The sequence below is a fragment of the Cytobacillus oceanisediminis genome, assembly GCF_022811925.1.
GTDB classification, from domain to species: Bacteria; Bacillota; Bacilli; order Bacillales; family Cytobacillaceae; genus Cytobacillus; species Cytobacillus oceanisediminis_D.
The window spans coordinates 3323765-3346135 of the sequence record NZ_CP065511.1 but is presented as its reverse complement, the minus strand read 5'-3'; the positions used below and the strand labels follow the sequence as shown (position 1 = coordinate 3346135).

The 22371-nt window shown below is 34.5% G+C and carries 19 protein-coding genes; 14 read left to right on the top strand and 5 right to left on the bottom strand.

Annotated features, from left to right (window positions below; translation table 11 throughout):
- The first annotated feature begins 82 nt into the window (after positions 1–82).
- Positions 83–1381, top strand: coding sequence for a GIY-YIG nuclease family protein (locus IRB79_RS16845; RefSeq protein ID WP_243503583.1), 1299 nt, complete (start codon positions 83–85; stop codon positions 1379–1381).
- Positions 1382–1649: 268 nt separating this feature from the next.
- A complete protein-coding gene (locus IRB79_RS16840; protein WP_243503581.1) occupies positions 1650–2210 on the top strand; it encodes a DUF1643 domain-containing protein in 561 nt (186 codons plus the stop codon).
- A 454-nt stretch (positions 2211–2664) separates the two neighbouring features.
- On the opposite strand, the gene IRB79_RS16835 is transcribed toward IRB79_RS16840, so the two are convergent.
- The 3 genes from IRB79_RS16835 to IRB79_RS16825 form a co-directional block, all read right to left on the bottom strand.
- Positions 2665–2970, bottom strand: a complete 306-nt coding sequence (locus tag IRB79_RS16835) for a hypothetical protein (protein WP_243503580.1) — start codon at positions 2968–2970, stop codon at positions 2665–2667.
- A 29-nt stretch (positions 2971–2999) separates the two neighbouring features.
- Positions 3000–3440 (bottom strand): hypothetical protein, encoded by a 441-nt coding sequence (locus tag IRB79_RS16830; protein WP_243503579.1) that lies wholly within the window; start codon positions 3438–3440, stop codon positions 3000–3002.
- A 242-nt stretch (positions 3441–3682) separates the two neighbouring features.
- Positions 3683–3961 (bottom strand): hypothetical protein, encoded by a 279-nt coding sequence (locus tag IRB79_RS16825; protein ID WP_243503577.1) that lies wholly within the window; start codon positions 3959–3961, stop codon positions 3683–3685.
- 1263 nt (positions 3962–5224) lie between these two features.
- Here IRB79_RS16825 and IRB79_RS16820 point away from each other — a divergent pair.
- Both IRB79_RS16820 and IRB79_RS16815 read left to right on the top strand, forming a co-directional pair.
- Complete coding sequence (locus tag IRB79_RS16820) at positions 5225–6823, top strand: ATP-dependent nuclease (protein ID WP_243503576.1); 1599 nt, start codon at positions 5225–5227, stop codon at positions 6821–6823.
- Positions 6810–7895 carry a UvrD-helicase domain-containing protein gene (locus tag IRB79_RS16815; RefSeq protein ID WP_243503575.1) on the top strand — a complete coding sequence of 362 codons (1086 nt, stop codon included), beginning with the start codon at positions 6810–6812 and terminating at the stop codon, positions 7893–7895. The genes IRB79_RS16820 and IRB79_RS16815 overlap by 14 nt, the downstream gene beginning before the upstream one ends.
- 384 nt (positions 7896–8279) lie before the next feature.
- On the opposite strand, the gene IRB79_RS28235 is transcribed toward IRB79_RS16815, so the two are convergent.
- Entirely contained in the window at positions 8280–8345 is a 66-nt protein-coding gene (locus IRB79_RS28235; protein ID WP_431833441.1) for a hypothetical protein, read from the bottom strand.
- Positions 8346–8554: 209 nt separating this feature from the next.
- Here IRB79_RS28235 and IRB79_RS16810 point away from each other — a divergent pair, with 209 nt between their 5' ends.
- Genes IRB79_RS16810 through IRB79_RS16795 form a run of 4 tightly spaced genes read left to right on the top strand, consistent with a single transcriptional unit; the run spans position 8555 to position 16235 of the window.
- On the top strand, positions 8555–9613 hold the full coding sequence (locus IRB79_RS16810) for a Wadjet anti-phage system protein JetD domain-containing protein (protein ID WP_243503574.1): 1059 nt from the start codon (positions 8555–8557) through the stop codon (positions 9611–9613).
- Complete coding sequence (locus tag IRB79_RS16805; protein ID WP_243503573.1) at positions 9591–11156, top strand: hypothetical protein; 1566 nt, start codon at positions 9591–9593, stop codon at positions 11154–11156. Before IRB79_RS16810 ends, IRB79_RS16805 begins: the two co-directional genes overlap by 23 nt.
- Positions 11153–11908, top strand: coding sequence for a DUF6063 family protein (locus IRB79_RS16800; protein WP_243503572.1), 756 nt, complete (start codon positions 11153–11155; stop codon positions 11906–11908). The genes IRB79_RS16805 and IRB79_RS16800 overlap by 4 nt, the downstream gene beginning before the upstream one ends.
- Positions 11892–16235 (top strand): coiled-coil domain-containing protein, encoded by a 4344-nt coding sequence (locus tag IRB79_RS16795; RefSeq protein WP_243503571.1) that lies wholly within the window; start codon positions 11892–11894, stop codon positions 16233–16235. Before IRB79_RS16800 ends, IRB79_RS16795 begins: the two co-directional genes overlap by 17 nt.
- A 737-nt stretch (positions 16236–16972) precedes the next feature.
- Here the strand turns inward: IRB79_RS16795 and IRB79_RS28170 are convergent.
- On the bottom strand, positions 16973–17083 hold the full coding sequence (locus tag IRB79_RS28170; protein WP_347815359.1) for a hypothetical protein: 111 nt from the start codon (positions 17081–17083) through the stop codon (positions 16973–16975).
- Positions 17084–17105: 22 nt separating this feature from the next.
- Here IRB79_RS28170 and IRB79_RS16790 point away from each other — a divergent pair, with 22 nt between their 5' ends.
- The 6 genes from IRB79_RS16790 (at position 17106) to IRB79_RS16765 (ending at position 21950) form a co-directional block, all read left to right on the top strand.
- The gene (locus IRB79_RS16790) at positions 17106–17468 is read left to right on the top strand and encodes a YkvA family protein (RefSeq protein ID WP_243503570.1); all 363 of its coding nucleotides are present in this window, start codon (positions 17106–17108) and stop codon (positions 17466–17468) included.
- 567 nt (positions 17469–18035) lie between these two features.
- Positions 18036–18296 carry a sacsin N-terminal ATP-binding-like domain-containing protein gene (locus tag IRB79_RS16785; RefSeq protein ID WP_243503569.1) on the top strand — a complete coding sequence of 87 codons (261 nt, stop codon included), beginning with the start codon at positions 18036–18038 and terminating at the stop codon, positions 18294–18296.
- Positions 18297–18635: 339 nt separating this feature from the next.
- Complete coding sequence (locus IRB79_RS16780; protein ID WP_243503568.1) at positions 18636–19130, top strand: hypothetical protein; 495 nt, start codon at positions 18636–18638, stop codon at positions 19128–19130.
- Positions 19131–19473: 343 nt separating this feature from the next.
- Positions 19474–19887 carry a hypothetical protein gene (locus IRB79_RS16775; protein ID WP_243503566.1) on the top strand — a complete coding sequence of 138 codons (414 nt, stop codon included), beginning with the start codon at positions 19474–19476 and terminating at the stop codon, positions 19885–19887.
- Between the two features lie 1122 nt (positions 19888–21009).
- Positions 21010–21252 carry a hypothetical protein gene (locus tag IRB79_RS16770; RefSeq protein ID WP_243503565.1) on the top strand — a complete coding sequence of 81 codons (243 nt, stop codon included), beginning with the start codon at positions 21010–21012 and terminating at the stop codon, positions 21250–21252.
- Between the two features lie 467 nt (positions 21253–21719).
- Positions 21720–21950 carry a hypothetical protein gene (locus IRB79_RS16765; RefSeq protein ID WP_243503563.1) on the top strand — a complete coding sequence of 77 codons (231 nt, stop codon included), beginning with the start codon at positions 21720–21722 and terminating at the stop codon, positions 21948–21950.
- Positions 21951–22371 lie beyond the last annotated feature (421 nt).

Sequence of the window (22371 nt, the reverse complement as noted above, 5' to 3'; positions counted from 1 at the left end):
CATAATTTCATTTTTTATCAGTCCATAAGTGAAGTCTGAGCACAGGTTGTCTTATCTATTAAATTAGAAAGAGGCTATTGAAATGAGAATTTTAAGCAAATTATTTGGGGATAAAAATACTGAAAAGCAGAGAGATGTTCAGAAAGAATTCGAAGATATGAGTGAATCACTAGAAGGAGAAAAAAATAATAAACAACCTATCGGTGGTTTATCTTTCGGGTTTTCATTTGATGAAGACAACGGAATCACTTTTTCTTCATCGCCTGTAGGCGTTTCAACTGGCAGCACCACAACAGATTTTTATGTGTATGAATGGTTTATCAAAAAGACTGGCGAAATATTCTATGTTGGAAAAGGCCGTGGCAATCGGTATAAAGAGTTTCACGACCGAGCCTATGAAGCTGAAAAAATCCGCAAACTATATGATACCGACGTTCGCTTTGTGGGAACTGGGTTGACCGAGGAACAAGCCATAGAGTTAGAAACTCAGGAAATGACCAGGATTCTGAATGAAACAAATGATCGACTAACGAATCGGATAACCCCGCTCTTTGCTAAAAGAGATAACGGATATAATCGCAGCCCCAATACGCCTGAAATCAAATTTGAAACCGCTCCGCATCTATATTCGAGTGAAATTGACTATCATTACTTTGGAATAAAGTCTCGACCATTTGATAAAGTTACGTTTGAGAATTTAAAAGGGGTCGTTTTTATCACGCGAAGTATGCGAGACGAGATAGACATTATTTATCGGGGGAATCTAGATAAATACTTAAGTGAAACCAAAACATTACTATCAACAAACGGAAACAAAATACTCAAAAACCAGTTTGCAAAGTCGGTTACGGCTTGGATATTTATAGGGGATGATTATGTAACGAATTATCAGATAGACCAGGAAAAAGCATTAGAGAGAATCGGGCGAAACATACCTGCGTATCATTTAATAGATGTTTGGAAATTTTTAAAAGAGAAATTTGGTGAAGTGGATGATATATCAACCAAAGAGGAACCGGTACATCCTATCCACAACCGGGTTCCGCTTAAAGATATCAAAAACTTGCACGACTGGGATAAAGGCTTTGACAAAGGGTTCCCTTTTTGGGAAAAAGGTGAAGCGGAACGGAAGGCGGGTAACCTAGAAGGAGCTATTGAATTATTTGATAAAGCCCGTTACAACGGCTATAATGCACCGGCATTATATAGGTCATATGCAATGACCTATAGAAAACTAAAAGATTATGATAATGAAATTGCCATTATTGACGAAGCGTTTGAACGTTTGCGATCAGAGGAAAGGAACATAAGTGAAACTCACTTTATCGATTTAAACGAGCGTCGGTCAAAAGCTATTGCATTGAAACAAAAAGCTAAATAGTCGATAACGTACTTGGAGGAATAGATGGAAATTAAAATTATCGAAACGTATGTACCAAAATCATACGTTGGTTACAGAAATATGACTGAGTATACTTAAAGCAAAAAAGACAATCTATCTGAGATTGTCTCTTTTTGGACCGTTTTGTCGCCACCGTTTTCTATATGATGATAAAAAGGGTAAGAAAGGCTGGTCCTTTGCTTTATACACAAACTAATCTATTTTTATTCAGAAGTTGGGAATAATAGAGAAGAAAGGAGAAAAAACGATGCGACAACACCTGCTCGAACTTGGGAGTTTAATCGAAACAAAAACAGAACACGGCATCAGCATCATCTCTAAAAATGAACCGAAACGCTATTATTACGAGGAAGAAGTCCCAAGCCTCACACTTCTTATGTATAACGGTTCCACCATAGATGGAAAAGATCAAACCGTCAGCTATATCCGAAAAGTCTGTAAGGCACGCAACGAATCGGGATTTGCCATTTTGAATCTTGACCCAAGAGTAACGGGGAATCCCAAAAATTTAAAAGGCTCCCTCTTTGATTCACTTAATTTCAACATCATATCCACTGTATTGGAAAACAGTGAAACCTTTGTTTGGATTGGTTGGGGAGGATTGGTGAAAGGAAAAACAAAGATTTTGCTGCCAGAGGAATTCCGGCGAATGCTGGAGAGTCATCATGACCGGCTGGTGCAAATTGACCGGGGGAAACCGATGACGTGGTATCCTTGGCACCCGGCATATCTCAAACGAAAAAGAATCCCGCCGGAAGAGATACGGTTGGTTCCGTTTGATTCAAACATATTAAAAAAATACGCATGAATAACCAATACAGCAGCCGTAAAAGGCTGCTGTTTTAAGATGACATATAATAATTTTCCTAGAAATGCGCCGTTCCACCGCGCCTCGTAATGGCACCATATAATTTTCGGTATTGGGGGTTTTCTCCCCATAAATCTTTCTTTCGAAGAGATTATTGAACCTGCTTCTTTAGTTTAGGTGTATCACTTCACAATCTCAAAAGAATAAAGGCTATTGATACAAAGCTATCCCTGAAATGGAAGTGCATAAGCATTAGCTGCACAACAGTACAGATTTTTTTCTTTTAGGAGTAGCGTCAGGAAACCGCATTTACAACGTTAAGCATTTTGATACAAGTCTTATAAGACATTATAAATCCTAATTTAGAGGTACTTTGAATATGTCTCAATAGACTGTACTCTATTGAAACAAAATAAAAAAACCTCCAGATTATTAACTGGAGGGCAATCTTATTTTAATCAAGCATTCGCATAAATTTGATTATTTTCTTCTTTTCTATACAATTAATAAATTCTTGTACTTCTTCATGAAGTTCAATACTTGATTGTAAAACATACAAATAATCATCAACCGTTGCTTCTACATAATTTGCTTTCTCTTTATCACTTTTTGCATTTATAATCCACTCAAAACTTATCGCAAAATCTCCATCATCCCGAAAACTTACAGTTACAGATTCAATTAAGTCTTTACTACCCTTAAAGTACCTTTTATCCTTCTTAGTCTCTAAGGATTGAATTGTCTTTTCAAACCTCACCATAATTTTTTGTAATCTTTCTTTCGGTGCATTTAAAAATATTCTTTAAGATTATTTTTAAACTCTTTCTCTTGAATGTTTTTATAAACTTCGAAAAGTAGAGGTGCGTCTAATGTATAGAAAAAATCTGCATATCTTTGTTGACCTTTTTTCAATTCCTCAAACCCGTGTATATCTCTAAGGATCATCATATTAACGTAAAGCAATTGATATGAATCAGCTCGAAGATCGGTGTATGTTTCAAAGGTTTTCTTTTTTTCGATAAACTGTTGCATGAAGTAAAATACGATAGCTGCTGCTGTACCGATGGATAGGTTTGTTAAAATGAAAAATAGTGTGGCAACCACTTTATAAACAATACTTCCATAAGTAAATGCTTCCGGAAGTTCCCCAAGATAAGTCCAAACCTGACCTAATATCATGATTATTATACATATTGCAAAAGCTAGGCCGAAATCAATTTTGTATCGCATATTTCCCTCTCAAAATATTCGATTTTTTACCACATTATAGCATAAGAATGTTTAAGATTTTTATTTTTGTTTTGGGATTTTTATTATGACGAACTCTTAACGTTGTAAATACGCGATTTACAACTCTAAACTTATAATCCGATAAAATTAAAAATCAGCAGCTCCAATATACTTGGAAACTGCTGTTTTTTTGGTTAGGCAGATTTTTAATAATCGCATCCTTACTTCGAATAACAAAAGGTTTATTCCCAATCTCCTGAATTTCTCAATCCTTTTGGTTGTCTTTTGCCGAAATCCACCCAATATTTAAGTCTGGAAATAAGAAATTCTTTCCGTAATTCATCTATTTGAGAATTTATAATAGTTTCTTCATTATTATCTATTTTACTTAATTCCTCAGCAAATACAGGTTCTAATCTAAATGTTGGTGGAACAAATTTAGCAACATAATTTCTATTTTTCACTTTATAAGTAATGGTATTTCTTGCTTTGATATTAGGTGTTAATCTATCAAAGGTCATTTGTACACCATTCGGTTCGAAGACTAGAAAACTTAGGCTATACGGTTAAAATAATAGGAGCTTCCTAATCCATTAACACAAGTATATAAACACCAAAGATCAGCCGCTCTCCCCTTTTAAAAAGATGAATGAGCTGCGTCTGTTTAAGTATTAACATTTTTCGGATCTCACAGAAGTTAATTTTCATGGTAGTTGAATAAGAAGATCATAATAGTTCTTAGCTGAGGGGAAAAATACTTGTCGTGTTAAAAAAACAAAAGCATGTCGTAATAAAAGGAGTGGGATGCCCACTCCTCTTCTTTTCTTTATTTATTGTTAACAACATGTCATTATTGTTGAATTAAGCGGAAAACTTCACTTTTCTTATCTTTCAGTAAAAAACCCTGAATGACATTTTGATTATCTGCAGATTGTAAAATCCAGCTTTTCATTTAGTTCGTCAAGGAAAAAATTATTATTGTTTTCAAGTATTAAAAAACTGTGCCAAGTGAAATTATCATGAATTAAGTCAATCGCTTTCTGGTGCCTTTTAGGTACTTCGGAATAAATAACCGTTATAGATCTAAAATTACTGTTTGCTCCATGCCTAATATTATTAATTCTAAAAATATCTTGAATGGCTGTGGTACAAACTCCATTTATTTTGATTAGATCTCGGACTAAAGAACTTTCTCTTTCATTATTTGTAGGGTTTACAGTGCTCATTAGATTTTTAATTGAGAAAAGATACTGGATTACGTTATTTTGCTCAATTACAATATCTGGCTCTTGGATTTTTCCGTTAATTCCTGTATACTTTTTCCAATAAATAATGAATTGTTAATATCACGTACTGATTTATTTTCTACTCTTGAGGTCATCCCTAGGGCATGATAAAGAAATCTAAAAACTAGTAATTCTGTAATACCCGTTAGGTTCGCTGTACTTCCACTTAATGTTTCAACAATGCTGTAAAAGTCTTTTTGATTTGAAAATTTCTTTACATGAGATTGAATGTAAATTTGTTCGAATATATGTATCCATTTCTATAAAAGCATTCGAAAACTTCATGTGCTATCCCCTTTTTCATGATTTTCTTTTATAACCAATTCTATTAATTTTTTTAATCTTACAATTCAAAAATTTTATTGGTGTCATTTTTCTTAAATTTTTCAACAAAATCTGATAAGTTAGTAAAATAATGTATAATTACTAATTGGAACAATCTTCTAAATATAAAGTGGGATTACTAAATGGTATTAATAAATTAATGGGGTGTAGCAATTGATAGAAAAAATCTTAATTAAAAATTTCAAATCAATCCAAGAACTGTTTATGCCACTTAATGAATCTATGAACATTATTGTCGGAAACAATGAACAGGGTAAATCAACTATACTTGAAGCTATTAATCTAGCAATGAGTGGCAATCTGAATGGTAAAAGTATTTACAATGAATTAAATCCATATATTTTTAATCATGCAGCAGTAGCTGATTATATTTCAAGAATAATTAATCGTCAGAACGCTGAACCACCAAAGATATTAATTGAAGTCTATTTAAAGGAAACAGAACAAACCATTAATTTAAAAGGAACAAATAATTCACGAAGAGAAGATTATTGTGGTATTAGCCTTTCCATTGAGTTTGATGAAGAATATGCAGAGGAATACAAACAATACATAAAGGATTCGGAACAAATTAAAACCGTCCCGGTCGAGTATTACAAAGTAAATTGGTTTTCATTCGCATATAATCAGATCACATCAAGAAGTGTTCCGGTTAAATGTTTATTAATTGATACAACGAAAAGCAGTGCAATGTATGGTGCTACAAGATATGTATCAAATGTAATTGGCGATACGCTAGAACTAAAAGACCGAGTTGCTCTAACATTAAACTATAGGAGCTTAAAAGAAAGGTTCTCGGAAATACCATCAATTTTGGATTTAAATGAAAACCTTTCACTTAAAACAGGAGAAATATCGGACAAAGAACTAAAGGTTTCATTAGATATTTCACAGAAGAATGGCTGGGAATCAAATTTAACAGCATATTTGGATGATATTCCTTTTGACTTAATTGGTAAAGGGGAACAAAATGCTGTTAAGTTGAAACTTGCACTAGAAACACGGGCAAAAGAAGCTCAAATTATACTAATCGAAGAACCGGAAAACCACTTGTCCTTTACTAACATGAGCAAATTAATAAGTGAAATAAATAAAAAGTGTGAAGGAAAACAAATATTGGTTACGACCCACAGCACTTATGTTCTAAATAAGCTAGGATTGGATAAAGTGATTTTATTAAATGAACAAAAACATATGAATTTAAAAGAGTTGAATGAAGATACATACGAATATTTTAAAAAACTTCCAGGTTATGATACGTTAAGACTTTTATTGTCAAAAAGAGCTATTTTAGTCGAGGGTCCATCAGATGAATTAATTGTTCAAAAAGCCTATTTACTTAAGCATAAATGTTTGCCGATTGAACATGGAATTGATGTCATAACCGTGAGAGGACTTTCGTTTAAAAGATTTCTTGAAATTGCTGACATGCTAGGAAAAAATGTGGTGGTAGTTACAGACAATGATGGAGATATTGAGCAAAACATTAATAAGAAATATAAAACATATTTAGATGACCATCCAACTATTAAGATTTGTTATGGTAAGAACACTGATTATCCAACATTAGAACCCCAAATATGTCTATATAATGACCTGGATTTATTAAATAGAATCTTTGGAACAAAGAAAAAAAGTAAATCCGAAATGATGAAATACATGGAAAAAAATAAGAGCGACTGTGCAATGATGCTTTTCGATACAAACGAAGACCTTAAAATACCGGAGTATATACAAGATGCAATTAAATAATAAAATAATTATTGCTGCAGCTGGGTCTGGAAAAACAACCGAATTAGTAAAAACAGCTATTATGAATGGGAAAGAACGTATTTTAATTACAACTTTTACAATCGATAATTCGGAGGAAATTAGAAAGAAATTCTTTCAGGAATTAGGCTATATTCCCACCAATGTAAAGATTCAAACCTGGTTTTCATTCTTATTGCATGAGTGTGTCAGACCCTATCAAAATGTATTATATGACAAAAAAAGAATCGAAAATATTGAATTTGTTTCTGGTCAATCTTCCCAATGGATTGCAAAAAGCGATATTGAAAGATACTATTTTAAATCAGGAAACCGTATCTACACTGATAAGATTTGTGACTTTATTTGTCGTGTTAATAAGGAATCAAAAGGTGCTGTTATTAGTAGATTAGAAGGATTATACGATATTATAATGATAGACGAAATTCAAGATCTTGCAGGTCCAGATTTGGATTTACTGTATTTATTGCTTACCTCCAACATAAAAACAATAATGGTTGGAGATAATCGTCAAGCAACATATTTCACTAATAACGCAAGAAAAAATAAAAAATTTAAAGGTGAACACATTTTTGAGTTATTCAAAAATTGGGAGTTAGAAGAATTATGTCTGATAGAATATAGGCAAGAATGTCGAAGAAGCAATCAACTTATTTGTGACATGGCTGATTCACTCTATCCGGATATGCCGAAAACAATTTCTTTGAATGATAACGTTACTGGACATGATGGTTTGTTTTTTATCCGTACAAAAGATGTTCAAAGTTATGTAGAGATGTATTCACCAAAAATCCTTCGTTATAATAAAGTGACAAAAATACCAGGTAATCTTCATGCCTTAAATTTTGGAAAATCAAAAGGGTTAACATTTGACCGGGTACTCATATTATGCAACGGACCTATCAATAAATATTTAAAAACGGGAAATGTGGAAGCTGTAAGTAAAACTAAGGCTGGATTTTATGTTGCATTAACAAGAGCAAGGTACAGTGTCACATTTGTTACTGATGAAAAAAAAGTTTCAAATCCGTTCCTACAGGAATATATTTTTTAATATCTTTGCTTAATAAGGTATGTAATTGGCAAATGAAAAATGCAGAAAATAGAAGTACCTATTTTGAAGTCAGAAAAGCCAAAATATGCTAGTTTTTATAAAAACTTGCATATTTTAGGCTTTTTAATTTTATTTTTTATAGTGTTAAAGCACCCGTTAGCGTTAGGGTGATGTTCTCTATAAACATCGCCCCCAAACTTGAAATACTGTTAGGAGTTCAATAGTTAAGTTAAAAACCATTAAATCATAAAAATTATTTATATAATATACTTTTATCCTTGTACAACTCACCAGACATATGTTTTTAGGTATATTTTGCCTAAACGGATTACTATACCCTAATTTTTCTAGAGACTCCAACCATAATCTCCTTTTCGAGCTATTTCACTTAGTACCACACCAAGGACAATAAATGATATAGATAGTTGAAGTACGACTAGCATCTTGCATTACTATCCCATATTCATCATAGATTTCATTATTAATAAATTATTCTATCAAAACAATCACTCAGATAAATGTGGGCATTCAGAAGAACAATTGTTTATAATTGGTAGTGCGGGTGTGAAAATTTGGAATATATTTAGGTCTATATATCCGTAGCTTGTTATTTACCTGTGAAAACATGCTCATATTAGGCATTATAGGAGATGTGGAAGGTGGAGAAGGCAAAGATGAAAATAACCATCGAACAATATATAGCAAATTTAAAAAAACTACGATTTGAAGTAATGGAGCTCGAATTATATTTGAAAAATGAGGGGTTAAGAACACCACTGTTTTATAAAGAAATGGCTAATATCATTCTGGACCTTGTGGATGAAGGAAAAGTAAAACCAATAAAATCATCCAAATCCTATTCAATGGATAGCCGTATTCTAAATCGATATGAAAAAATAAAACAAAAGGCAAAAAATGACCATCTGAAAGACGAAATGTTGACCAATTATCATACCAGTATATCAATGACCTATTATTTAAATAGGCCGGATCAATATAAAAAGGAAAAGAGTCAATTAATGGCTATTAGCCAATTCCTGACGAATAAAAGGAAAAGTGTACCGGTATTGTCTGTAAATGAACGGTCCTACCAATTGTTTGGGGATGAAAAATTGTTATTCAGCAAAAAAGGAAAAAGGATTCTAGCCAATATCGGCATCACATACCAGGACTTATGCTGCTACTTTACGTATGAACCCTTTTTTTACTACAGCGTAACACAGGCTGAAAACAACTCCATTTTAATCGTGGAAAACAAGGACACTTTTTTTAGCTTGAAAAAGTTATTTAAAGAAGGGATTTATTCGTGGAATGGAATTCGATTTTCTATGTTGGTGTACGGAGAAGGGAACAAGATTACCCGCTCCATAGACTATATGGATGAATTGCAAGTTCCGGTGGAAACACCGATCTATTATTTCGGGGATTTTGACCCAACAGGCATCAGCATATTCTGCCGGGTGCAGTCTTTGTGTGATAGGGAAATTAATCTAATGACCTCATTTTACAGGGAAATGTGGAAACGGAGAAAAGACGGCAAGGTCAAGAAGGACCAGGAATGGAACGAGGAGGCCATTACCCGTTTTTTGAGCAACTTTGATAAAGAGGAACAACAGTCTTATCTACGGTACCTGAAAGAGGATCAATATATACCGCAAGAGTCATTAAGTATAGAGGTGTTAAGGGGGCTTTCGAATGGAATTGAAAAAACTGTTTGAAGGGATGAATGAACGCTACCAAAACTTAGTGCTTTTCTTGCCGGTCTATGAGTTAAACCAAGGCAAAAATCCAAAGTTTAAAGATTTAGACCTAATGGAAATAGGGTTTGGTGTCTTACTGTTTATGTTAGAGAAGATGCTAACCGAACGTGGAAATGTAACGAACGATCAGTTGAATCAGTTTTTAAGTCAATTAATGAACGAGATGTATCAGGAAGCCTATACTCATGAGGAAATTAATGAACTGAGAAACTATATTGTGGATGAAAAGCTGCGGAATAACGGCCAAGACTTTATCTACGACTATATGGACTATCAGAAAAAAGAAATCCAATATGTTCGGTTTAAATTAATTGAATATGACAACTGGACCTATGCCGACCACACCAATAAAGAAGTAAAACTTCGCCTATCCGATAAAGGAATTGAATTACTGTTTAAAACGAAAGAGTACTTTTCTGAGATGCAAATCTCTATTACTTTATTATATTTTAAACAACAGTTGGAAAAGGGTGCTTACTCACAAGTTTTAAGCATTGCGAAAGAGTTGTTGTTCCAAATTGACACCCAAATCCGGGCGATGGATGAGTACGGGGAAAGGATTAAGCGAAACGTGCTATCTGCCTTTAACCAAAAGGAAATGGAGACACGACTTCAGCGATCCTATGAACAAACAAAAAACGAAAGAGAACAAATCGCCGACCTGCAGGAAAACGTTGATCGGGTCAAAATGAATTATATCAACGGTGTATTGGATAAAAAGGGAACCAAAAACTATGATGTTGTTCTAGAAATAGACAGGCTATTGCAGCATGCTGCACCGAGACATGAAAGGTTGTTCGCAAAAAAATTCAGGCTGCTTACCATGTTGACTAACTCCATTCAAAGATTAATAGAAAATGCCTTTTCGAGACATTTTCATTTTGAACAGGAGATTTTGGAAAACTGGGTTGAGAAAAAAATCACGGAAGAAAAAATCGGGAAAATTTTAAAACCTATAATGCCCATCAAAGTGCCAAAGGCGTATAATCCGCTCCTCGCTTTTGCTCCACAAACGATTCGGAGGAAGACTGAAGATTTGGAGGAAGAAATCATTGAACTAGATGAAGAAGAGGCGCAAAAACAAAACCAACTCGCTGAATTGAGGGAAAAACAAGAATTTGCACTGGATAAAGAACTTCTTAAATTCATACTTCTTCCCTTGGTCGATAAGGAATTTTATTTTGTATCTGATGGTTTAGTAAGTCTAAGGAAAACCAATTTCAAGGCGTATGTCGACTTGGAGGAAAAACATCAACAACGGTTCCTGGAGCTAAGCATTGCCTTGCATCAAAGCGATTACAAAAAATTGGAACTCATAAGCGAAGAGGAATTGATATGGGATACCCGGGAAACCCAGTTATTGTGTGAAATGACAAGAGAACATCGAGGGCTGCTCGAAATACAGGAATTTGAGATGTATGAAACCGACAAAACCTATACCTTTTTGGACGGCACCATCATCACGGATTATGTCATACGACGGAAGGATGAAATGGAATGATTTATGAAGAAGATGTGCTGATCAAAGCCTATCAACTGCACCAACAGTTAATGATCAAAGGGGAAATAAAGAAAAAGAAGGATGCCGATCTGTTCCGTCTGTATTCAGACCCGGATATTCGCGAAGTCCTGCAACGTGTGTTTTTGCCGATTGACCAGGCCATCATTGTGAAAGTGGAGGATACGCTCTATTTTGTTCCGGAAGTACACAATGATGCTTTCAGTTATACCAACGAGGAACTCAGAGAAAAAGGGAAGTTTCGTGACAATAAAGAACTGTACTTGGCACAGTTTATCTGGATGCTTGTCATATCGGAGTTTTACGGCGACCAATTTTTGCTGACAGGTGAGACCCGTTCCTTTGTGAAAGTGGACGATATTTTAAACAAAGCCAAAGAATGGATGGGCAAATTCAGCCAAATTCCGGAAGAGGAACAGCTGGAATTAGCTTATCGATATGAATTGAATATCCCTTATTTGCTGAATGAATGGCACAACCTTTCGGAAGTAACGGATAAAGTCAAAGAATTGAGGAAAGCACGGACGATGGATTATGGTTTTCTATTAAAAGCGCTCGGCTTTCTGGAGAAAGAAAAAATGCTTGTGTTGAAGGAAGAACAAGAAATTGTAATGACGGAAAAAATGAAACACATTATCGACCACTATTATCATCAAGAGAGCCGGATCAATGAGATTAAAAGTCTGTTGAATGAAGTGAATGAGAGGGTGCCTGATTATGCCGAGAGTCAATAAAGTGCGATTGTCCAATATCCGATTAGATGACAAGAATAAGATTATCACCGATAAGACCTTTCACCTGTACGGGGGGAGCAGTCTCTTTTTATTAGAAAATGGCGGAGGAAAATCAAGCATCATCCAGTTTATCCACCAGTTGATTTTGCCTAATCATCAGATGGGTGAAAGAAGTATGAAAGAAATGGTTCCGGTTGGCCAAACCATTCACATTGCGGCAGAATGGGTACACGACGATGAACAGCGCTTTCCCTTTGTGACCGGCTTTTGCTTCGAAAATACTGGGAAGAAAACTGCAGATTCAAAGGATGAATACCAATATTTCAATTACATCATTGAATATGAATTTGAAGGGGCATACCGGATAGAGGACCTCCCTTTTATCATCGACCGTAAAGTGGCCAATTACAACGTGCTAAGAGAAAAACTGAAAAAGTCGAAAGGGGTCAATCTGCCTCCCACCAACACCCGTTATCAAGAGGAATTGGAATCCTATAACATCCTTTCTACCGAATGGAAAAATATCTCATTGGTCAACAGTTCGGAGGGCGGGGTAACGGACTTCTTTGGTAAGGTCAATACGACCCAAAGGCTATTGGAAAAGCTCATAATACCGTCCGTACTGGAGAGCTTGTATCCGGATGAAAAGGAAAGGTATTCCTTCAAAGAATCTTTCCGCGAATATAAGGATAGTTTGATGGAACTTCCTAAAATGAGGAAAAATCTGCAGGATTATGGAGTGATCAATAATAACGCGGGCGGTATTATACAGGTTTGCAAAGATTACAATGCACTCAAACAATCCCTGATTGAGTCCCAAACGCTATTATCCAGACTGTATTTCACGCTTTTGGAAAGTTCCCAAGCCAATGCCTTGGAATTAGAGGGTATTGTCTCCGAATTAATAAGGCTGGCAGATACGAAAGAGGAGCTGGATTGGAAAATTCGTTCGTATGATGTGTTCCTTCTTGAAAAGAAATATAAGGAAGCTAAAGAAAAAGCGGCACTGGATGAGGAAACGTTCATTAAAACTGTGGCGAATCTGGAAAGTGAAAAGCGTAGGGAAAAAGAACAGCTGGCGGCAAGATCCTACCAGGATTATCAGACGAACCAAACCAAGCTTGCCAAAAAGACAAGTGAATTGGAGGCAGCGCGGCTCGAGGGAGGAGAACGGCAAAAGGAATTAGGAAACATTCGAAACACCTTATCCCGCCAATTCTATTATTTGTATCAGCAAAATCAAAAGGCGGAACGGGACTTGAAAGAGGAACAATATAGAATTAAAAGGGAACGGGAAAAAGTTCAGGATATCTTGACCGAGACCAATCAGGAAATGGAAAAGCTGGGGAAACGCCAGGTGGTTCTTCAACATCAGGTGGAAACCTATGATAAAGACCTTATAGGGTTGAAACAGGGATTGATTGAGGATTGGAAAGAGGACGAACAAACCACACACCACCATTTAAAGGAAAAGCTAAGCGCTGTTGTTAAGGAAGAGGAGTTTTATAAAGCACAAGCGGAACAGTGCAGGAATCGGATCAATGACCTTGACCAGCTATTAGAACAATGCAACACGAAAGAAAAACTGACGCGAAAAGACTTGGATGAAGCGGAAGCTGCTTATGACAAATTTTCTGAAAGAGAAAGACTCTTAATTGATAGCACCTATAAGTATGTCACGGTACGAGTAGGCAATAGCTTGTTTGAGGACAGGGATCTGATTGCAATCAGGTTAGACCGCTTGAAGAGTCAGTACGATGATGAAGCGACTCAGTTATCCATTCAAATGGATGAGATAGGACAAATCCGTGCCATCATTGAAAACAAAGGATACCATATTCACCAAGAGTTAGAGAGAGTCAAAGATTACCTGGTTCAGAGAGACATCGAGGTACTACTCGGAGTGGAGTGGATTACAAAATCAACTATGGATGATACCTCGAAAAAAGAACTCTTGAAGAAGAACCCGTTGCTTCCATTTTCTATCCTGGTTGAGGACGTGCAGCTAACGAAAGTGAAAACCACTCTAGGCCATTATAAAGAAGAGTTGACCATCCCAGTCATTTTGATAAACAAGTCACAGATGGAAATGGAACCGGAAAAGGACGCTACCTTCCAGCTAAGTGAATCCGCCCACATCTTCCATCATTTCAATACGCGCTTAAAGGCCGAAGACTGGGAATCCTATTTGGTGGAGTTGGAACAAAAGTGGGACGATCTTGACCTCAAACGGAAAGAAATAAAGGGGAAATTACAGGAACTACAATTGTTTGAACATACCCTTAAAGACTTTTGGAAGGAATATACCCCTCATTCCCGCAAGGACCTTTTAGGTCGGGTAACAGAGTTGCGAGATACCCTCCGAAAAATAGGGGAAGAAAAAACGGAGTACAACAAAGAAAAAGAAGCTCAATCTACTTCTTATTCAGAAGCTGAATCCCAAAGAAACGAAAAAGAGCAACTCCGAATAAAGTTGACTGGGGAAACGATAAGGCTATCGGATTTTATAAAAAGGTATCAATCCATTCCCGCTGCTCGGAAAGAATTGGAACAGCTAACAAAACAACTCGAGGAATTAGGGGGAATAAAAAATGCTCTTAACCAAACTTCCCAAGAATGGGAATCAGCAGGGGGAGCGGTTCAAGAGAAAATTACCCAGCTTCAAAAAAGTTTCATCCTTCTAAAGAGGGACCTGGAGGATTATGAAATAGCGGAGGCCGAGGAAACAACGCCTGCGACAGAAGTGGAGTATAAGGATACACTTGAAAGGTATAAAGCGTTTCGAGAACAATATAGTTCAGAAAGTAGACAACTGGAAATTCTGGAATCAACCCAAAACCATTACAGTGAATTGGTCAAACGGGCAAAGGAAGACATTCAGAAAAACGGATTTACAGTGGAATCAATGGAGAGATTGATGCTCGAATATGATCCATACTTGTTGGAGCAGATTGAATATAACATCTCAGAGTTGGATGACCAGCTTGAAAAGGATAGGTCTCTCAAGGAAGGTTCAGGAAAAGACCTCGCCATTGCAGAAACCGAATATCGTACACGTGCGGAGCTACTAGGGGAGAAGGGTATTTACCCATACGGAACGGATGCTAAAGCGGAGAAAGAATTGTATGAAAGCGAGTTGGCTGTTGCCGAATCAAACGAAGGTCGGTCTATGGCTCGGCAGTCGGCATTACTGAAGGAACAATCCGGTAACCGGACTGCAATTGAGGATTTGGAGACGACGAAGGATATGCTGATTGCTTCTGCCTCCCAAAATTTATTGGAGGAAGAACATTGGAATCGGGAGAAACCGATTCAGGATGTCAGAACCATTCGGGATGATATGGGTGTTCACAAGTCAGGAATGGAGCTTAAGAGAACGGAATTACTGAAAAAAATCGACGAACTCAAAGAAGATGTCCGTGAAACCAACAATACCCAGTTGTTACAGTTAACCTTTGATTTGTCCAAAATACTCGACAGTTCCATTGAAGATTATCAAGAAATCATCCGCACCTTTGAAAATCTAATGAACTATGTTCAAGAGTTAGAAGCAGGCATTGAACTGCAAAAAGCTGAATTGGATCAGCGGAGCGGAGAATTGGTGGAACAGATGTATGACCGGGCCGTAACGGTTTATAAAAACATTATGGAAATTGCAAAGAGTTCTCAAATTGAGGAAAAAGGAGAAATTACTTCTCTGTTCCAAATCAGTTGGCATAAAAAATCCATTGAGGACGCGAAGATGGAAATAGACCGGTTTATCCAACGGTTACTCGAGGACTTCGTAGCAATGAATGAGCGGAATGCCCCTGTAAAAGAGATGGATGAACTGTTTGAAAAGCGGGTCAATATGGTGGATATCCTCAACTGCTATGCAGAAACATCCCGTTGTATCATCAAAACGTTGAAGCATCGGAATGAGTTGCTCAATAAAAATGATTATTACACCTGGGACGAGGTATGCAAGTGGAGCGGTGGGGAAAAACACGCCACCCAGATTTCCTTGTTTATCGCTTTGATTAACCACTTGCGCAAAAAACGATATGCAAAGGAAAATGCTTGGAAATTTATCATCTTGGATAATCCATTTGGTAAGGCTAGTGCTGACTTTGTGGTAAAACCGATGGTATCCCTTGCGAACAAAACCAACACGCAATTATTCTGTTTTACCGGCATTAAGGAGAAGGCCATCCAAAGGGAATTTGAAACGGTCATAAGCAACCAATACGTCGAGCAAAGAGGTCGACTGCTGCTAAGTACAGAAGAAAAACATAAGGATCCTTCAATGGCCGAACTTGATACCATCTTTTTTGTGAAATCATATTAAGGCTTTAAAGGGGAATAAAAAAAACTGGGACCCTTGTTCTAAAAAAATATAAAAAGAAAAAATAGTTAGCATAATATAGCTCAGAGGAAGGCTCTTCTAGTGGCTTTCTCTTTCATCGAAGTTTTTCCAGATTCCTTTCGAATTTCCGCACAGGGCTGCCTATTTTGGCGGCCTTTTGTGTGTTTCCATATTCGTCGGTAGAGGTTTTGAGTTGTGCTTGTCATCAAGTTGTTGAGCGATAAAGTAGGCAGATCATTTAAAGAAATGTATGAGAATGATTTTAAAGAAATAATAGATACAATTAATAGGTAATTATACTTTCAGCAATCGGGTATGTATGCGAGGTGACTTTAGAATATTCTATTCTCAAGAAAAGTTAATGATTAATCATTTTTATAAAACCTCACCCGACAGTAAAACTAAACCCACACATTTTGATCAATCTTTGTTCAAAATACATGGGTTTCTTTTATTATAAAATCAACGTTTGTAGCATGCTTTTGATTAAACTTTATTTTAAAGCAACAGCTATTGTTCATTTATAATAAAGTTTGATAATTTATAATAAAGTTTGATAATTTGTAAAAAAGTTTGATAAAAATATCTTTTTTGTAGGGGATTTCTTTGTTCAACAATCGGGCCATTTTACGGAATAACACATATCGCGCTTAAACTGAGCAATACCTGCAAAGACAGAAAATTGCATTTTTCTATGTACTTTTTAGAAAATTTAGTGCTTATTTTTCACCAGCTAACGACTCCATAAATAATAAGCAGTAACACGCCCATCTCAATAGCATGATCGGCCAAGTTAAGAATTCCCCAGAGCGAATGATAAAATCTGTCACCTGCCCAAACAAAAGTCTGTCAATGCCATTTCCAATTGCTCCTCACACTAGGAATCCAAAACTACTATCCATAAGAGCACCCTTTTTTACTGCATGTGTTGTAGCATACGCGTGTGGTCAAATTAAATTAATACCTGATTTTATACCGATACTTGGCTATTTAGATGACATAATTATTGTTCCGTTAGAAGGTATGTGTGCATTAAAGCTGATACCAAAAAATGTAATATATGAATGTGACCTTAAGGTAGAAGAAATGATGAAAAATGCTAAGACAAAAAATTGGTGTTGGCTCAATAATAGTATTGATTTGGTGTGTAATTGGAGTATGGGCTTTTATGAAAATTTATCATCAACTTTTCAATTAATGGAGGTTTTACTTTAATAACAAACTTCAACGCATCGGGTGCAATACTTGAACAAGAATAAGCGCTCGTTTTTCATTTAAGGGCTATTTTTTTGATAATAAAATTCGGAAGATATGGTACAATTTAACTAATTTAAGATAAAGCAAGGGAATTGGCATTATGTTTTTAAATATACTTTAAATTTTTATCTTGAGCTTGAATTAGAGTCTATATTAAATGATAGTGAAAAGGAGAATTAACTCATAAATTATCATTAAGTGCATTTTAATTACAGTATTCTTCTTTTGGAGAGACAAAATTAGTTGTAGAAGTCGCAGAGTCATATTTAAAAGAATGAATAAAAGTTTTGAAAACAAACCCAAATTTTTAAAAGCTAAAAATAATGATTAAGAATTAATACTTGGAAATTCAGAAGAATACAGAAAAAGAGGATTGATTATTACTATGTCTAATGAAGAGATTTTATTAAATAAGGTTTTAGACGCGAGTTCTAATACTATTTGGGATGAATTGAAAAAGATAAGAGAGTCTTCAGAAATAGAAAAAGACAATTAGACGTAGATGGATATGGGAACTAATTCAAAATGCGTCAGACTGTACACCGAAAGGTAAAAAATAGATATAAAATTGATTACTCTAAAAATCAAATTATATTTAGTCATAATGGAATGCCGTTTTCTTTTGAAAATTTATTAGATTTAATCACACAAATCTCCTCTAAACAAAGTTCAGAAGAAAAGAAAACAGGCAAATTTGGAACTGGCTTTATGTCAACTCATTTATTATCAGAGATTGTACAAATTGAAGGGTCGTTTATTCAAAAGATAGTAAGTATACAAAATTAGAGTTCACTGTTGATAGATCAGGAAATGAATATAGCGATATTAAGAACAAAACTAAATCAATGTTAGAGCAATTAGAGCTTGTGCAAAAATCTAGAGGAATTACAAGAAAAGTATGAGGATACAAAATTCATTTATTCAATAGAGGATGATGACATAAGAGAAGCAGTAGAGGAAGGGATAGTAGATTTAAAAGAGACTATTCCTTATGTATTAACTTTTAATGAGAATATCAACTCTATTACATACAATGGAAATTGTTACAAAAGGAAAAGAAATAAATTCAAATAAAATGACAAGCTAAAAGTTGTTCAAATTAACGCTTCAGATAGTATTAAAGAGTTGCTAATATTAAATGAAAATAATGTAACGATTGGTTGTGCTATTGAGCGTAAAGACGATAAGTTATATTTCTTACCAATTTCCAGAACTATGCCAAGAATTTTCTGTGAATTTCCTCTAATAGGAACTGAAGAATTTAGTTTTCCTATAATCGTTAATTCAAATTTATTTGAAGTAGAAAGAGATAGAAATGCTATTAGAGATAACAATCCAGTAAATTATGAATTAATAAAGGTAGCTGTCTCTTTATACAAGGAATTAATAGATTATTGTTCGGAAAGTGACATGACAAGAAATGAATTTAATATTTGTATTTTAAAACCTTCCACCTCATCAATTGTTCAAGATTATAGCTACAAAGAAATTAAAGAACATATTGAGAAGAGTGCAATTGTTCCTATCCATAATCATTCGGGAGGTTTAAAGCGATTAGCATTTAAAGATAATAGTGGTAACGTGATAATAGGTATACCAAAAACAAAAAAGGATACATAAGGACTTACTTTGGGATATTTTATCTAATTATAACGGGTTAACAATACCAACTAAAGAAACTTACTTAGGTTGGGCTGAAGTTTTTGGAGAGAATGTTGAATTCTCTAGGATAAACAATATTTTTAAAGATTCAAGTATTGATAAATTAGTCGTTTGCTTAAAAGATAAAACTCTATATGCAGATTGGTTAAATAGAGTTTACTCTCTTTGGATTAGGGATGCGGGTATTGAGGAAGTTGTAGAGTCGGTATTTGTACCGAATCAAGTTAATGAGTTTGTACAATTCGGCAATATTTATCGAGATAAAAATATAGATAATGAACTAAAACAAATCTTAACATTATTGGGTGGGAAAATTAATGGACAGTTATTAAACCAAGATATTATTTCATTTGAACACTATTTCGAAGAACACCCAAATAAAATTATGACTAATGAAATATGCTCTGATCAAATTGATATTAAAGTATCACAACTTTTAAGTAAGGAAGCTATTGATAGGGTAGAAAGAAAAGACTCTACTCAAAAAATATTTAATAGATTAACTAATTGGTTCCTATCAAATCCAGAAAAATCAAAAGAGTGGTTTGAAAATTTATATTCAAAGAGAATGATGCTATCTTCTCCAGAAGAAAATCTAAGAAGATATAAAATAGCAGAGAAAATAGAAGAAAACAATATTAAGTATGAAGAATTAGATGAAATTATTAATAATAGAGATAAGATAATAGAGATTATCAATAACCGAACTGAGTAAAGAAGATATTATTGATCAGTTAAAACATGTTATAACTTCATCCGAAGAAATGAAACGATATGTTGAAGAATTAATACGTAGAAGTACAGAAAATGTTTTTAAATATTTAAGTAGTATTAAAGATTATATACTTCCATCAACTTTAGAAGAATGGATAAATGTAAGTTATTCTGAAACGATATTTCCAGCTAAGTATAAAGGAACTGACATTAGAATTGTTATTCGCCCAAGTGATTATCAAAAATAATATTTTATTACGAGGAAGAATTAGAGGCTTTAGATGATTTTAACTATCAATTGTGGACTGATGATGGAAAAGTACAACGAGTGATTACTTTAGGAGATTTGCTGAAAACAACAGGTATATCTAAAATTCCATTGACTAAATTATAAGAGAGGTAATTTTTAGTGTTTAGAACAGTTAAAGATATTGAAAATAGAATAAGTACAAACTATAGAAAGAATACAACATATATACACCCAATTGCGAGTGATGAAGAAATAGCAAAATTAATTGTGCATACTCGAACGGTAACGGTGGAGATATCATTTTAGGTATAAAGACGATGGTATAACATTAAGCATTAAAAATTCGTATTTAATCTTAATATAGAAAACATTCTAGAATTATTAGATGGTGGGGTGAAAATAGAATATAATCGTTTTACATTTGAAGGAAATACTCTTTTACATTTCTATTGATAAATCAGATGAGTTAGTAAAAGTAAATAAAATACCTTATAAAATTAACAAAGATGGGGATGTAGAAGAAATGGCGATAAAAAGGTCTTTATTTCATATGCACATAAAGATAGCGATCTAGTGAATATTCTAGAGGAAGAACTAAAAATATGAAAACATAGAAATAACTCGATATAAATGTTACAGCATACAGAGATAGTTTGGACGAATTTATGAAGACTATAAGGGATCATGATTTTGTTATTTCAGTAGTGAGTAGTGCATATATCAAGTCACTAAATTGCATGTTTGAAGTTATGCACTTAATGCAAGATAAATATTATCAAGAAAAGTTATTTTTATTATTGTTAATAGAGATGATGTAGATTACTATAATGAAAAAATAGATATGATGGCTTTGAAGCGAAAATTTATGATGTTATGGATAGATTGAAATATGTTACTCATTGGAGAGATAAAAAAGCAGAATTAGAGAGAAGTATTAAAGAGGCTGCGCTTTCTCCAGATTTAATGGTCAATCTAGCAGTAGATATGAGAAAGTTAAATTCTGTAATACCTCCAATGGATGATTTCATCAAGTTGTTGAGCGATAAAGTAGGCAGATCATTTAAAGAAATGTATGAGGATGATTTTAAAGAAATAATAGATACAATTAATAGGTAATTATACTTTCAGCAATCGTGTATGTATGTGAGGTGACTTTAGAATATTCTATTCTCAAGAAAAGTTAATGATTAATCATTTTTATAAAACCTCACCCGACAGTAAACTAAACCCACACATTTTGAACAATCTTTGTTCAAAATACGTGGGTTTCTTTTATTATAAAATCAACGTTTGTAGCATGCTTTTGATTAAACTTTATTTCAAAGCAACAGCTATTGTTCATTTATAAAAAAGATTGATAATTTGTAAAAAAGTTTGATAAAAATATCTATTTTGTAGGGGATGGGGATTTCTTTGTTCAACATTCGGGCCAGGTTGCGAAGTAACTCATGTATTACGTAGTAGACAAATACTGCGCAGTAAAGTTCTTCAATTAATGATTTTTCTGCGCTCATTGTAGAGGAAAAGAAGCAGATGGTAGGGAATAGATATATTAGAAAAAAATAGTGAGGGAGGGATATGGTATGGAATTTGGGGATTTTCTAAGAAAGAATTATCATTTGGGAGACAAATCTGTAAATGATTATATTAGTCGGTGGAACGGGATTCTTAACAAAGGTTTATATAATGGAGAAACAGAGCTTACTCCTTCTTTGATAGCATCTGTTGATAGGGAGTATCCTGAAGACTCTCATTATCGCCTCACACTTAAACGATATATTGAATTCCAAAACACACAGAAACAAAAAAGTTAATAAGGAAAAGTGGGAAAAGAGTAGGAATGAATTTACTTATTAACATGGGTCAACTCTTATGCAAAGAAAGTTTGAATAGAATAAATCTATACCAGGAGGAGGAAATAACTATGGGTGAAAGATTTCCTAATGTTGATTGGCGGTGTGATCGTTGCAACGCATCTTTAAATGGTCAGTCAGGGTTTGATGATCATAAGTATATTTGGAAATGTACAGAATGTGGTCATAAAAATAGCATCTCGGCAGCTAATGTGTACGAATCCGTAGAAGATTACAGAAATAAGAATGATTGGTGATTATTAATGTAGAGCAACATAAATTGCCGTAGGTTCATGAATTTGACTAATTGCACCGAGGAACTTGTTGTGTATTGCAAAATAAAAGTGCAGAACTTTGCAAAGGAAAAATGCAGAGTCCTGCA

Excerpts from the sequence above, each read along its gene's own strand:
- IRB79_RS16815 (WP_243503575.1), top strand. The coding sequence starts at position 6,810 with ATGCAATTAAATAATAAAATAATTATTGCTGCAGCTGGGTCTGGAAAA.
- IRB79_RS16785 (WP_243503569.1), top strand. The coding sequence starts at position 18,036 with ATGCGTCAGACTGTACACCGAAAGGTAAAAAATAGATATAAAATTGAT.
- IRB79_RS16845 (WP_243503583.1), top strand. The coding sequence starts at position 83 with ATGAGAATTTTAAGCAAATTATTTGGGGATAAAAATACTGAAAAGCAG.
- IRB79_RS16840 (WP_243503581.1), top strand. The coding sequence starts at position 1,650 with ATGCGACAACACCTGCTCGAACTTGGGAGTTTAATCGAAACAAAAACA.
- IRB79_RS16795 (WP_243503571.1), top strand. The coding sequence starts at position 11,892 with ATGCCGAGAGTCAATAAAGTGCGATTGTCCAATATCCGATTAGATGAC.
- IRB79_RS16800 (WP_243503572.1), top strand. The coding sequence starts at position 11,153 with ATGATTTATGAAGAAGATGTGCTGATCAAAGCCTATCAACTGCACCAA.
- IRB79_RS16765 (WP_243503563.1), top strand. The coding sequence starts at position 21,720 with ATGGAATTTGGGGATTTTCTAAGAAAGAATTATCATTTGGGAGACAAA.
- IRB79_RS16805 (WP_243503573.1), top strand. The coding sequence starts at position 9,591 with ATGGAATTGAAAAAACTGTTTGAAGGGATGAATGAACGCTACCAAAAC.
- IRB79_RS16835 (WP_243503580.1), bottom strand. The coding sequence starts at position 2,970 with ATGGTGAGGTTTGAAAAGACAATTCAATCCTTAGAGACTAAGAAGGAT.
- IRB79_RS16790 (WP_243503570.1), top strand. The coding sequence starts at position 17,106 with ATGCCATTTCCAATTGCTCCTCACACTAGGAATCCAAAACTACTATCC.
- IRB79_RS16825 (WP_243503577.1), bottom strand. The coding sequence starts at position 3,961 with ATGACCTTTGATAGATTAACACCTAATATCAAAGCAAGAAATACCATT.
- IRB79_RS16770 (WP_243503565.1), top strand. The coding sequence starts at position 21,010 with ATGGATAGATTGAAATATGTTACTCATTGGAGAGATAAAAAAGCAGAA.
- IRB79_RS16830 (WP_243503579.1), bottom strand. The coding sequence starts at position 3,440 with ATGCGATACAAAATTGATTTCGGCCTAGCTTTTGCAATATGTATAATA.